Source organism: Cupriavidus sp. MEYA8 (assembly GCF_059278825.1).
This window is the reverse complement of record NZ_CM181221.1, coordinates 2,346,012-2,359,638: the sequence shown is the minus strand read 5'-3', so window position 1 is coordinate 2,359,638 and position 13,627 is coordinate 2,346,012. Positions and strand designations below refer to the sequence as shown.

Below are 13,627 nucleotides of genomic sequence, written 5' to 3'. Positions count from 1 at the left end.
TTCTTGTTGTGGCGTTGCGGCGGTTCAGCGGCCGATCGATTCGACGCCGCGGTTGGCCAGCGCATCGGCGCGCTCGTTGCCGGGATGACCGTTGTGGCCGCGCACCCAGTGCCACGAGATCTGGTGTCCCTGGGTCAGCGCGTCGAGTTCCTGCCACAGGTCGGCGTTCTTCACCGGCTTCTTGTCGGCGGTCTTCCAGCCGCGGGCTTTCCAGCCGGGCAGCCATTCGCTGATGCCTTTCTGGACATATTGCGAGTCGGTGTAGACCCGCACGGTGCAGGGCCGCTTGAGCGCGCGCAGCGCTTCGATCACCGCGGTCATCTCCATGCGGTTGTTGGTGGTGTTGGGCTCGCCGCCGAACAGTTCTTTTTCATTGGTGCCGGCGACGAGCACCGCACCCCAGCCGCCGCGGCCGGGATTGCCTTTGCAGGCGCCGTCGGAGTAGATCGTGACTTCTTGCATGGAATTCCGTTGGGGGCCGGCCGCGCAGCGCGGCCGGCGCATGGGTTGTCCGCCGTGGCTCCGGCTCAGTGGTCGTCGCCGGGCGTCTTGCCGTGGGTGCCGGTGGGCGTTGCCACGGGCGTTGCCACCGGTGCCAGCGCCGGCTTGGCTTTCCACGCAGGGCCGACCAGTCGTATGTTGCGCACGCGCTTGATCGCCGAGATCATATAGACCGCGCCGAAGATCGGCCACCAGCGGTCGCCGGCCTTTTCCATGAAGGCGGTGCGCTGCAGCCAGCGCTCGGTGCGATAGGGCGGGCAGTAGCAGCCGAAGCGGCCGCGGATGATATCGAAGCCGAGCAGCTTGAGCCAGTCCTTGATGCGCACGAAGCCGATCTGCTGCGCATCGGTCGGCAGGAAGGGCGTGGCGCCGAGCCGGTTCATGCCCTGGCGCGCGCCCCACAGGCTCATCGGGTTGAAGCAGGTGACCACCACGCGCCCTTCGGGCATCAGCACGCGCGAGACTTCGCGCAGCACTTCGTGCGGGTCTTCGGCAAACTCCAGGATATGGGGCAGGGTTACCAGGTCTACGCTCTGCGTGTCGAACGGCAGCTCGTCGAAGCGGCACAGCAGCTGGCGCGCGTCCGGATGTGCCGCGCGCGGCCCGTGCGGCCCGCTGGCCGGATCCAGCGCCAGCGCCGAGAACGGCATCCGGTTCTCGCGCAGGGTATCGACGTACGGCATGCCCAGCTGTACGGCGTGGTAGCCGAAGATGTCCGCCACGGTGCGGTCGTACTGCTGCGCTTCCCAGCGCAGCATGTACTTGCCGGGCGGCGAGGCCAGCCAGTCTTCCCAGCTTACAATCGGGCCATTGGGACCATTGGGGCCATTCAGGCCGCGCTGGCCGTACTCGCCGTTCCGGCGATTGGGACGATTGGACATAGGAGCATGCGCATGTTGAAGGTTGAGCCGATCCCGGCGTTCCAGGATAACTATATCTGGGCCATTCACGATGGGCATCATGCCGCCGTGGTCGATCCCGGCGAGTCGGCGCCGGTGGAGGAATTTCTGGCGCAGCGGGGGCTGGCTCTGGGCGCTATTGTAATCACTCACCACCACGGCGATCACCAGGGCGGCGTTGCCGGCCTGCTGGCGGCACACCCGAGCACGCCATCGGGCGCGCCGATGCCGGTGCTCGGGCCCGCCGGCGAACGTATCGGCGGACGCACCCGGGCGCTGCGCGAAGGCGACGAGGTGACACTGGCCGAGCCCCCGGTGACGTTGCGGGTGCTGGACGTACCCGGGCATACCGCCGGCCATATCGCCTATGTGGGCGACCTGGGCGAAGCGGGCCGCGCCGTGTTCTGCGGCGACACGCTGTTCGCCAGCGGCTGCGGGCGCCTCTTCGAGGGCTCGCCGGCGCAGATGCTGGCGTCGCTGGACAAGCTGGCGGGCCTGCCGGGCGACACCCGCGTCTACTGCGCCCACGAGTACACGCGCAGCAACGTGCGCTTTGCCCGGGCGGTCGAGCCGGATAATGCCGCGCTGGCGGCGTGGGAGCAGCGCGTCGATGCGCTGCGTGCCGCGGACACGCCTACGTTGCCGACCACCATCGCCCACGAGCGCGAGGTCAACCCGTTCCTGCGCTCGCGCGAGCCGTCGGTACGCGCAGCGGTGTCGGCGCACGGCGGTGCCACCGACAGCGATGCCAAGGCATTTGGCGCGCTGCGCAGGTGGAAGGACAATTTCCGCTAAATTAAAGGCAGGCCCGGCCGAAAACCCTTGCGGGTCAAGGCTTTCGGGGCGCTACCTAGAAAAATCTGATTGACGCGATAGGCCGTTTTTTTTAGCATCACGCATCCTTTTAGCGTCACGATTCGAGAACTTAATGAAAATTGGTCGATTACTGGCGGTAGTTGCGTGTGCGGCGCTGCTTGCAGCCTGCGCCAGCACCCCTACGCCGCCTGACGCCGATGCCAACGGCGCGACCGCCCAGACTGCCAGGCGCCAGGATCCGCTCAATTCGCTCAGCGACAAGTCGGCGCTGTCATCCTCTTCCACCATCAATGTCGACCAGGGCGGCCTGGACTGGCTGCGCGGCCCGTCCAACGATATCTGGGACCGGATCCGGCGCGGCTTTGCCATGCAGGACCTGGAGGGCACGCTGGTCGATGACCGCACCCAGTGGTATGCGCAGCGCCCGGAATACATGGAGCGCATGGTCGGGCGGTCGAGCCGCTACCTGTACCACATCGTCGAGGAACTGGAACGCCGCAAGATGCCGACCGAGCTGGCGCTGCTGCCGTTCGTCGAGAGCGCGTTCAACCCGCAGGCCCAGTCCAGCGCCAAGGCCGCCGGCATGTGGCAGTTCATCCCCAGTACGGGCAAGTCATACAACCTGAAGCAGAACATGTTCCGCGACGAGCGCCGCGATGTGCTGGCCTCGACCGATGCCGCACTGGACTATCTGCAGCGGCTCTATGACATGTTCGGCGACTGGCACCTGGCGCTGGCCGCGTACAACTGGGGCGAGGGCGCGGTGTCGCGCGCGATCGCGCGCAACCAGGCGCGCGGGCTGCCGACCGACTACGCCAGCCTGACCATGCCCAACGAGACGCGCTACTACGTGCCGAAGCTGCAGGCGGTCAAGAACATCATCGCCAACCCGGCCATCTATGGCGTCAGGCTGCCGGAGATCCCGGACCATCCGTACTTCGTCACGGTGACCACGTCGCGCGATATCGACGTGAACCTCGCCGCCAAGCTGGCGGACATGACGCTGGAAGAGTTCAAGGCGCTGAACCCGTCGTTCAACCGCCCGGTGATCCTGGGGGCATCCAACCCGCAGATCCTGCTGCCGTTCGACAATGCCGAGCGCTTCCAGTACAACCTGAACACCTACCGAGGCGGGCTGTCGAGCTGGACCGCGGTCACGGTGGACGGGCGCGAGCGCGTCGAGTCGCTGGCGGCGCGGCTCAATGTCGATGCCGACACGCTGCGCGAAATCAACAGCATTCCCAAGGGCATGCGCCTGAAGGCCGGCTCGACCGTGATGATCCCGCGTTCGGGCCGCCACGACCAGGACATCAGCGCGAGCCTGGCCGACACCGCCATGCTGGCGATGGAGCCCGACCTGCCCGACGCGCGCCGCGTGGTGGTGCGTGCAAGCCGGCGTGATACGGTGACGTCGGTGGCGCGGCGCTACGGCGTGTCGCCGGGCCAGGTGCAGTCCTGGAACAAGCTGTCCGGCACCAAGCTGGTGGCAGGGCAGAGCCTGGTGCTGATGGTGCCGGTGCGCGGTGCCGGCGCGGTCCGCGCGGCGCGTGCCGAACGGGCCGACCGGGCCGAGCGCGAAGACCGCGCCGAGCGCGCCGAACGTGGCAGCAAGGGCAGAATCGTGCGCGTCTCGACACAGGGGGGCAAGGCCGAGCCGCGCAAGCGCATCACTGTGGAAGCCTCCCCGCGCCGCGGTACCAAGGCGGCGCCGACGGCCAAGGTGGCGCGCGAGGCCAAGGCGGCCCCGGTGAAGGCATCGGCCAAGTCCAGCGTCAAGGCCAGCAGCAAGGGCAGCAAGGCGCGCTGAGCGCAGGGCTTGAGAGCAAAAAGGCGTGCCGGCGGCACGCCTTTTTTGCATCTGCCGTGTGCATCGGCCGGGGGCGGCACCCCTCTGAATCCCGTTTCCTCCACGCCCGCGCCGGTGGCAAACTACCGTCATCATCACAATGACCGCAGACGCGGAGGAGACTGCCATGACGGCAAGCCATGCCGTGCATGCCCGTTCGCTGGCCGACCCGCAGGGGTTCTGGGCCGAACAGGCGGCACGCATCGATTGGGAAACTCCCTTCGATCAGGTGCTCGACAACAGCCACGCGCCGTTCACCCGCTGGTTCGTGGGCGGACGCACCAACCTGTGCCACAACGCGGTAGACCGCCACCTGGCGGCGCGCGCCAGCCAGCCCGCCTTGCACTGGGTTTCGACCGAAGTTGACCAGTCCCGCAGCTACTCCTATGCCGAGCTGCACGACGAGGTCAACCGCATGGCGGCGATCCTGCAGGGGCTCGGGGTGCAGAAGGGCGACCGCGTGCTGGTCTACATGCCGATGATCCCGCAGGCTGCGTTTGCGATGCTGGCGTGCGCGCGCATCGGCGCGATCCATTCGGTGGTGTTCGGCGGCTTTGCCTCGGTGAGCCTGGCGGCACGGATCGACGACGCCCGCCCGCGCGTGGTGATCAGCGCCGACGCCGGCTCGCGCGCCGGCAAGGTCGTGCCGTACAAGCCGCTGCTGGACGAGGCCATCCGGCTGTCGTCGCACCAGCCGGAGAAGGTGCTGCTGGTCGACCGCCAGCTGGCCGACATGCCGCGCACCGAAGGCCGCGATGAAGACTACGCCACCTGGCGCGACCGCGTGGCCGGCGCGCAGGTGCCGTGCGCATGGCTGGAGTCGAGCGAGCCGTCGTATGTGCTCTACACCTCCGGCACCACCGGCAAGCCCAAGGGCGTGCAGCGCGATACCGGTGGCTACGCGGTGGCGCTGGCCACGTCGATGGAATACATCTTCTGCGGCAAGCCGGGCGACACCATGTTCACGGCCTCGGATATCGGCTGGGTGGTCGGCCACAGCTATATCGTCTACGGGCCCCTGCTGGCCGGGATGACCACGCTGATGTACGAAGGCACGCCGATCCGCCCGGACGGCGGCATCCTGTGGCGGCTGGTCGAGCAATACCGGGTCAACCTGATGTTCAGCGCGCCCACCGCGATCCGCGTGCTGAAGAAGCAGGACCCGGCCTGGCTGACCCGCTACGACCTGTCCAGCCTGCGCCTGCTGTTCCTGGCCGGCGAGCCGCTGGACGAGCCCACCGCGCGCTGGATCCAGGACGGCCTGGGCAAGCCGGTGGTCGACAACTACTGGCAGACCGAGTCGGGCTGGCCGATCCTGGCGATCCAGCGCGGCATCGAGCCGCTGCCGCCCAAGCTGGGCTCGCCGGGCGTGCCGGCCTACGGCTACGACCTGAAGATCGTCGACGAGAACACCGGCGAGGAATGCCCGCCCAACCAGAAGGGCGTGGTCGCGATCGACGGGCCGCTGCCGCCCGGCTGCATGAGCACGGTGTGGGGCGACGATGACCGCTTCGTGCGCACCTACTGGGAGGCGGTGCCGAACCGGCTGTGCTATTCCACCTTTGACTGGGGCGTGCGCGACGAGGACGGCTATGTCTTTATCCTCGGCCGCACGGACGATGTGATCAATGTCGCCGGCCACCGGCTGGGCACGCGCGAGATCGAGGAAAGCCTGTCTTCGAACGCCGCCGTGGCCGAGGTGGCGGTGGTGGGCGTGCAGGATGCGCTCAAGGGCCAGGTGGCGATGGCGTTCTGCATCGCGCGCGATCCGGCCCGCACCGCAACGCCGCAGGAGCGGCTGGCGCTGGAAGGCGACCTGATGAAGACGGTGGAACAGCAACTCGGCGCCGTGGCGCGGCCGGCGCGGGTATTGTTTGTCAATGCGCTGCCCAAGACGCGTTCGGGCAAGCTGCTGCGGCGCGCCATGCAGGCTGTGGCGGAGGGCCGCGACCCGGGCGACCTGACCACCATCGAAGATCCGGGTGCGCTGGAGCAGATCCAGGCGGCGCTGAAGGGATGAAGGGTTGAAGCGGTCGACGGTGCGGAGTGCGTGGCGAGGCACTCCGCACCGAATGCTTGCCTTATCTCGTGATGCAATCTAATATTTGAAGCATAAAATATTTAGACATGATCTACATGACGGCACGGCCGGCAGGAGATGAAGCGATGCGAGTGCTTTGTATTGGCGGCGGCCCCGCCGGACTGTACTTCGGCCTGTTGATGAAACTGCAGGACCCGGCTAACGAAGTGATCGTGGTCGAGCGCAACCGGCCGTACGACACCTTCGGCTGGGGCGTGGTGTTCTCCGATGCCACCATGGACAACCTGAAGCAAGCCGATCCGGTGAGCGCCGACGAGATCAACGCCGCCTTCAACCACTGGGACGACATCGACATCCATATCGGCGGGCGCACCATCCGTTCCGGCGGCCATGGCTTTATCGGCATCGGCCGCAAGCGCCTGCTCAACATCCTGCAGGCGCGCTGCGAAGCGCTCGGCGTCAGGCTGGTGTTCGAGAACGATGTCACCGACGACCAGGCGCTGGCAATGCAATACCAGGCTGACCTGGTAATCGCCTCGGATGGCCTGAACAGCCGCATCCGCACCCGCTACGCCGAGACCTTCCAGCCCGACATCGATACGCGCCAGTGCCGCTTCGTCTGGCTGGGCACGCACAAGCTGTTCGACGCCTTCACCTTCGCCTTCGAGAAGACCGAGCACGGCTGGTTCCAGGCGCATGCCTACCGCTTCGACGACAACACCTCGACCTTTATCGTCGAAACACCGGAATCGGTCTGGCGCGCCGCCGGCATCGACGAGATGAGCCAGGAAGAGGGCGTGGCGTATTGCGAGAAGCTGTTTGCGCGTTACCTCGACGGCAACAAGCTGATTACCAACGCGGCGCACCTGCGCGGCTCGGCGATCTGGATCCGCTTCCCGCGCGTGATCTGCCGCCAGTGGGTGCATTGGAACACGCTGCCGGACGGTCGCCGCGTGCCCGTAGTGCTGATGGGCGATGCCGCGCACACGGCGCACTTCTCGATCGGTTCCGGCACCAAGCTGGCACTGGAAGATGCGATCGACCTGGCCGAAGAGATCCGCGGCAGCGGCCACGACGGCCTGCCTGATGCGCTGGCGCGCTATGAAGCCACGCGCGGCGTGGAAGTGCTGAAGATCCAGAATGCCGCGCGCAACTCGACCGAGTGGTTCGAGAACGTCGAGCGCTACGCCGGCAGCTTGCCGCCGGAGCAGTTCGCCTATTCGCTGCTGACGCGTTCGCAGCGCATCTCGCACGAGAACCTGCGCGTGCGCGACGCCGATTATGTGGCGCAATTCGAGCACTGGCTGGCGCAACAGGCCGGCGTGCCGCAGCAAAGCCTGAAGCTGCGCGAGCATGAGCCGTTGCCGCCGATGTTCACGCCGTTCCGGCTGCGCGGCGTCACGCTGAAGAACCGCGTGGTGGTGTCGCCGATGGCGATGTACTCCTGCACCGACGGCATGCCGGGCGACTTCCACCTGGTTCACCTCGGTTCGCGCGCGCTGGGCGGCGCCGGCATGGTGGTGGCGGAAATGACCTGCGTGTCGCCCGATGCGCGCATCACGCCGGGCTGCCCGGGCTTGTGGAACGATGAGCAGCGCGACGCATGGAAGCGCGTCGTCGATTTCGTCCATGCCAACAGCGATGCGCGCATCGCCATGCAGATCGGCCACTCGGGCCGCAAGGGGTCGACGCAACTTGGCTGGGAAGCGATGGACCATCCGCTGCCGCAGGGCAACTGGCCGGTGATGTCGGCCTCGCCGCTGCCGTACCTGCCCGGCGAGTCGCAGACCCCGCGCGAGATGACGCGGGACGACATGGACCGCGTGCGCGACGACTTCGTGGCCAGCGCGCGGCGCGCGGCCGAAGCGGGCTTCGACTGGCTCGAGCTGCACTGCGCCCACGGCTACCTGCTGTCGAGCTTTATCTCGCCGCTGACCAATACGCGCAACGACGAATACGGCGGCTCGCTCGCGGCGCGGCTGCGCTATCCGCTGGAGGTGTTCGAGGCCGTGCGCGCGGTATGGCCGCAGGACAAGCCGATGTCGGTGCGCATCTCGGCGCACGACTGGGTCGAAGGCGGCATCACGCCCGACGACGGCGTCGAAATCGCCCGCGCCTTCAAGGTCGCCGGCGCCGACATGATCGATTGCTCGTCGGGGCAGGTCAGCCCGGACCAGGCGCCGGTCTATGGCCGCATGTACCAGACCCCGTTCGCCGATCGCATCCGCAACGAGGCGGGCATCGCCACCATCGCCGTGGGCGCGATCTTCGAGGCCGATCATGTCGACTCGATCATCGCCGCGGGCCGCGCCGACCTGTGCGCGATCGCGCGGCCGCACCTGGCCAACCCGGCGTGGACGCTGCAGGAAGCCGCGCGCATCGGCTACCGCGACATCAACTGGCCCAAGCAGTACCTGGCGGGCAAGCGGCAACTGGAAACCAATCTCGAACGCGCCGCGGCGCAGGAGAAGCAGGCATGACGGGCAGCATGGCGACACTGGCCGGCAGGCACGCGCTGGTCACCGGCGGCGGGCGCGGCATCGGCGCAGCGATCGCGCGGCGGCTGCTGGCCGACGGCGCCAGCGTCACGCTGCTGGGGCGCGATGCCGGCACGCTGCAAGCGACGGTGCAAGTCCTGCGCGAGCAGGCACCGGCAGGCGCCAACGTTTCGTTCGTCACGGCCGATATCGCCGATGCCGGCAGCGTAGCGCGCGCCTTTGCCGCGGCCACGGAGCAGGCTGGTCCGGTATCGATGCTGGTCAACAACGCCGGGCAGGCGCACAGCGCCCCCTTCATGAAGACCGATGCCGCGCTGTGGCAGCGCATGCTCGACGTCAACCTGACCGGCACCTTCCTGTGCACGCAGGCCGCTCTGCCTGCGATGCTCGAAGCCGGCTGGGGCCGCATCGTCAACGTGGCCAGCACCGCCGGGTTGATCGGCTACGGCTACGTCAGCGCCTATTGCGCGGCCAAGCATGGCGTGATCGGACTGACGCGCGCGCTGGCGCTGGAGACCGCGGCCAAGGGCGTGACCGTCAACGCGGTTTGCCCGGGCTACACCGAGACCGATATCGTGCGCGACGCCGTCGCCAACATCGTCGGCAAGACCGGCCGCAGCGAGGACCAGGCGCGCGCCGAACTGGCCGCGCGCAACCCGCAGCGGCGACTGGTGCAACCCGAGGAGGTGGCCGACGCCGTGGCATGGCTGTGCCAGCCGTCCGCCGGCGCGATCACCGGGCAGGCGATCCCGGTGGCCGGCGGCGAAGTGATGGCGGGCTGACAAAACAAGGACCTGAGAGAGAACCATGACTGAAATCGCACTCGACATGCGCCACCACAAGCGCAGCTTTGCCGGCTACGAACCGCGGCACTTCCTGTGGTCGGTGTCCGACGACGGCAAGGTCGGCACCATCACGCTGAACCGGCCGGAGCGCAAGAACCCGCTGACGTTCGACTCCTATGCCGAGCTGCGCGACCTGTTCCGCGCGCTGTGCTACGCCAGCGACATCAAGGCGGTGGTGGTCACCGGCGCCGGCGGCAATTTCTGCTCGGGCGGCGACGTGCACGAGATCATCGGGCCGCTGACGCAGATGACCATGCCCGAACTGCTCGACTTCACGCGCATGACCGGCGACCTGGTCAAGGCGATGCGCGCGTGCCCGCAGCCTGTGATCAGCGCGGTCGACGGCATCTGTGCCGGCGCGGGCGCGATGATGGCGCTGGCTTCGGACATGCGGCTGGGCACGGCGCAAGCCAGGACCGCGTTCCTGTTCGTGCGCGTTGGGCTGGCTGGCGCCGACATGGGCGCGTGCTCGCTGCTGCCGCGCGTGATCGGACAGGGGCGTGCCAGCGAGCTGCTCTATACCGGCCGCGCCATGAACGCGGAGGAGGGGCTGCAGTGGGGCTTCTTCAATGCGCTGCATCCGTCCGAGGCCGTGCTGGCACAGGCGCAGGCACTGGCCGCGCAGCTCGCCGCCGGGCCGACCTTCGCCCACGGCGTGACCAAGAAGCTGCTGCACCAGGAATGGAACATGGGGCTGGACGAGGCCATCGAAGCCGAAGCCGAAGCCCAGGCCATCTGCATGCAGACGCGCGATTTCCGCCGCGCCTACGATGCCTTCGTGGCCAAATCGAAGCCGGTGTTCGAAGGCGACTGAGCCAGGGAGCCGCGATGTCAGACAAGACCTATCTCGACCTGCCGCTGTTCGACGACGCGCACCGCACGCTGGAGCGCGAGCTTGACGCCTGGTGCGCGCAGCACCTGCATGTCGACCACGGCGATGCCGATGCCGCCTGCCGCGCCCTGGTGCGCCAGCTCGGCGAAGCGGGCTGGCTGCGCTATTGCGTGCCGGCCACGCACGGTGGCGCGTTGCCCGCGCTCGACTCACGCTCGCTGTGCCTGCTGCGCGAGACGCTGGCGCGCCATGACGGCCTGGCCGACTTTGCCTTCGCGATGCAGGGGCTGGGCTCGGGCGCGATCTCGATTGCCGGCAGCGAAGCGTTGCGCGCGCAATACCTGCCGCGCGTGGCGCGCGGCGAAGCGATCGCCGCCTTTGCCCTGTCCGAGCCCGAGGCCGGTTCCGATGTCGCGGCGATGCAATGCAGCGCGCGGCTGTCGGAAGACGGCAAGCACTATGTGATCGACGGCACCAAGACCTGGATCTCCAATGGCGGCATCGCGGACTTTTATTGCGTGTTCGTGCGCACCGGCGAAGCGCCGGGCGCGCGCGGCATCTCGGCCTTCGTGGTCGATGCCGACACGCCGGGCCTGACCATCGCCGAGCGCATCGACGTGATCGCGCCGCACCCGCTTGCCACGCTGCGCTTCGACAACTGCCGCGTGCCGGTCGGCAACCGGCTGGGCGAGGCGGGGCAGGGCTTCAAGGTGGCGATGATGACGCTCGACATCTTCCGCGCCTCGGTGGCGGCGGCTGCATTGGGCTTCGGGCGCGCCGCGCTGGACGATGCGCTGGCGCGTGCCTGCGAGCGGCCGATGTTCGGCGGCGTGCTGGCCGACCTGCAACTGACGCAGGCCGCCATCGGCGACATGGCAACGGCCATCGACGCGGCCGCGCTGCTGACCTATCGCGCGGCCTGGCTGCGCGACGTCAGGAAAGAGCGCACCACGCGCGAAGCGGCGATGGCCAAGATGGTCGCGACCGAGAACGCGCAGCAGGTCATCGACCGCGCGGTGCAGATGTTCGGCGGCCTCGGCGTCAAGGTCGGCACGCGCGTGGAAAGCCTGTACCGCGAGATCCGCTCGCTGCGCATCTATGAAGGCGCCACCGAGGTGCAGAAGCTGATCATCGCCCGCGAAACACTGGCCGGCCGGAAGGCCTGAGCCATCCGACCGGAACTGCCGTACCGACAGAGCAGACAGGAGACAAGCCATGGCGACCACCGCCCACCTCGATACCTTCGCCCGCGACCGCCTGCCGCCGCCCGAGCAGTGGCCGGTGTTCCGCTTCAATGCCGACACTGACTACCCGGCGCGGATGAACTGCGCGGTGGAACTGGTCGATCGCCACGTGCGCGAAGGTCGCGGCGAGCGCATCGCCATTCGCCATCGCCCTGCGAGTCAAGCAGGCCAGGCGGGCCAGATCGAGACGGTCACCTACGCGCAACTGGCGGCGCTGGTCAACCGCATCGCCCATGTGCTGGTCGAGGACATGGCGCTGGTGCCCGGCAACCGTGTGCTGCTGCGCGGGCCCAACAACCTGATGATGGCCGCAAGCTGGCTCGCCACCATCAAGGCCGGCCTGATTGCCGTGCCGACCATGCCGCTGCTGCGCGCCAGGGAACTGAAGCAGGTCATCGACAAGGCGCAGGTCACCGCGGCGCTGTGCGATGCGCGGCTGCGCGAGGACCTCGACGCCAACCAGCGCGCCGGCGGCGCATACCATTGCCCGACCCTGGCGCGCGCGCTGTATTTCAACGGCACCGGCGAGGGTTCGCTGGAAGCCGCGATGGCGGGCAAGCCCGACAGCTTCGATGCCTGCGACACCGCCAGCGACGATATCTGCCTGATTGCCTTCACCAGCGGCACCACCGGACAGCCCAAGGGCACCATGCATTTCCACCGCGACGTGCTGTCCATGTGCGACCTGTTCCCGCGCCATGTGCTGCGCTCCGTGCCGGACGATATCTTCTGCGGCACGCCGCCGATCGCCTTCACGTTCGGGCTGGGCGGCATGCTGTGCTTTCCGTTGCGCATCGGCGCCAGTACGGTGCTGGCGGAGAAGCTCACGCCGGAATCGCTGCTGGAGCTGATCCACGACTTCCGCGCCACCATCGTCTTCACCGCGCCCACGTTCTACCGGCAGATGGCGGCGCTGGCGCCGCGCTTCGATATCTCCAGCCTGAGGCATAGCGTATCGGCCGGCGAGGCGTTGCCGGACGCCACGCGCCAAGGCTGGAAGGCCGCTACCGGCATCGAGATGACCGACGGCATCGGCGGCACCGAGATGATGCATATCTTTATCTCCAGCGCCGGTGCCGAGGTCAGGCCGGGTGCCATTGGCAAGGTGGTGCCCGGCTACGTGGCGCAGATCGTCGACGACGAGATGCGGCCGCTGCCTCCGGGGCAGGTGGGCAAGCTGGCGGTGCAGGGCCCGACCGGCTGCCGTTACCTGGACGACCCGCGCCAGGCCAACTACGTGAAGGCGGGCTGGAACCTGCCGGGCGATACCTTCACGGTCGACGCAGACGGCTATTACTTCTACCAGGCGCGCTCCGACGACATGATCATCTCGGCCGGCTACAACATCGCCGGCCCCGAGGTGGAGAGCACGCTGATGCAGCACGAATCGGTGGCCGAGTGCGGCGTGGTCGGCGCACCCGACGACGGGCGTGGGCAGGTGGTCATGGCCTACGTGGTGCTGCGCGAGGGCGTGCCCGCGGACGACGCCACGCGCACCGCGCTGCAGGACTACGTCAAGCGCCAGATCGCGCCGTACAAGTATCCGCGCCGCATCGAGTTCGTGCCGGCGCTGCCGCGCACCGAGACCGGCAAGCTGCAGCGCTTCCGGTTGCGCCAGATGGCGGAGCAGGGCAATGGCGGCAACCACGGTGGGAGCAAATCATGAGCCCGGTCTTCCGCAGCACCGTCCTGGTGCGCTTCAAGCACTGCGACGCGGCCGGGATCGTGTTCTACCCGCGCTACTTCGAGATGCTCAACGACTTCATCGAAGACTGGTTCGGCGAAGCGCTGGGCTGGCCCTTCGACGTCATGCACGGCGAGGGCCGGGCCGGCGTGCCGACCGCGGAGCTGGAATGCCGCTTCCTGGCGCCGAGCCGGCTGGGCGAGGTGCTCACGCGCGAACTGCGCGTGCTCAAGCTCGGCCAGTCCAGCTTCACGCTGGCGATCCGCTTTGCCGGCCCGCACGACGATACCCGCATGGAAGTGACGCAGCGGCTGGTCTGCGTCGACACCGGCTCGATCGCGCCGCAGCCGTTGCCGGAGGCCGTGCGCCAGGCCATGGCGGCCTACCTGGTGGCAACGGCCTGACTGGCCGGCTACCGCAT

11 protein-coding genes are annotated in these 13,627 nt (G+C 68.0%); 9 read left to right on the top strand and 2 right to left on the bottom strand.

Going from position 1 to position 13,627, the window contains the following annotated elements:
- Positions 1–24: 24 nt before the first annotated feature.
- Both rnhA and AC5WJ1_RS10865 read right to left on the bottom strand, forming a co-directional pair.
- Positions 25–462 carry a ribonuclease HI gene (gene rnhA, locus AC5WJ1_RS10870; RefSeq protein WP_029046361.1) on the bottom strand — a complete coding sequence of 146 codons (438 nt, stop codon included), beginning with the start codon at positions 460–462 and terminating at the stop codon, positions 25–27.
- A gap of 65 nt (positions 463–527) precedes the next feature.
- On the bottom strand, positions 528–1,259 hold the full coding sequence (locus tag AC5WJ1_RS10865; RefSeq protein ID WP_195432029.1) for a class I SAM-dependent methyltransferase: 732 nt from the start codon (positions 1,257–1,259) through the stop codon (positions 528–530).
- A gap of 135 nt (positions 1,260–1,394) precedes the next feature.
- Between AC5WJ1_RS10865 and gloB the strand changes: the two genes are divergently transcribed.
- The 9 genes from gloB (at position 1,395) to AC5WJ1_RS10820 (ending at position 13,610) form a co-directional block, all read left to right on the top strand.
- Positions 1,395–2,195, top strand: coding sequence for a hydroxyacylglutathione hydrolase (gloB, locus tag AC5WJ1_RS10860; RefSeq protein WP_135705538.1), 801 nt, complete (start codon positions 1,395–1,397; stop codon positions 2,193–2,195).
- A gap of 133 nt (positions 2,196–2,328) precedes the next feature.
- Complete coding sequence (locus AC5WJ1_RS10855) at positions 2,329–4,023, top strand: transglycosylase SLT domain-containing protein (RefSeq protein WP_135705537.1); 1,695 nt, start codon at positions 2,329–2,331, stop codon at positions 4,021–4,023.
- A 166-nt stretch (positions 4,024–4,189) separates the two neighbouring features.
- Entirely contained in the window at positions 4,190–6,082 is a 1,893-nt protein-coding gene (locus AC5WJ1_RS10850) for a propionate--CoA ligase (protein WP_240745885.1), read from the top strand.
- A gap of 146 nt (positions 6,083–6,228) precedes the next feature.
- Complete coding sequence (locus tag AC5WJ1_RS10845; RefSeq protein ID WP_135705536.1) at positions 6,229–8,583, top strand: bifunctional salicylyl-CoA 5-hydroxylase/oxidoreductase; 2,355 nt, start codon at positions 6,229–6,231, stop codon at positions 8,581–8,583.
- On the top strand, positions 8,580–9,383 hold the full coding sequence (locus tag AC5WJ1_RS10840) for an SDR family NAD(P)-dependent oxidoreductase (RefSeq protein ID WP_133096083.1): 804 nt from the start codon (positions 8,580–8,582) through the stop codon (positions 9,381–9,383). Before AC5WJ1_RS10845 ends, AC5WJ1_RS10840 begins: the two co-directional genes overlap by 4 nt.
- Before the next feature lie 25 nt (positions 9,384–9,408).
- Complete coding sequence (locus AC5WJ1_RS10835; RefSeq protein ID WP_133096084.1) at positions 9,409–10,260, top strand: enoyl-CoA hydratase family protein; 852 nt, start codon at positions 9,409–9,411, stop codon at positions 10,258–10,260.
- Positions 10,261–10,274: 14 nt separating this feature from the next.
- The gene (locus AC5WJ1_RS10830) at positions 10,275–11,444 is read left to right on the top strand and encodes an acyl-CoA dehydrogenase family protein (RefSeq protein WP_135705535.1); all 1,170 of its coding nucleotides are present in this window, start codon (positions 10,275–10,277) and stop codon (positions 11,442–11,444) included.
- Positions 11,445–11,493: 49 nt separating this feature from the next.
- The gene (locus AC5WJ1_RS10825; RefSeq protein ID WP_135705534.1) at positions 11,494–13,188 is read left to right on the top strand and encodes an AMP-binding protein; all 1,695 of its coding nucleotides are present in this window, start codon (positions 11,494–11,496) and stop codon (positions 13,186–13,188) included.
- Entirely contained in the window at positions 13,185–13,610 is a 426-nt protein-coding gene (locus AC5WJ1_RS10820; protein ID WP_133096087.1) for an acyl-CoA thioesterase, read from the top strand. Before AC5WJ1_RS10825 ends, AC5WJ1_RS10820 begins: the two co-directional genes overlap by 4 nt.
- Positions 13,611–13,627: the final 17 nt, after the last annotated feature.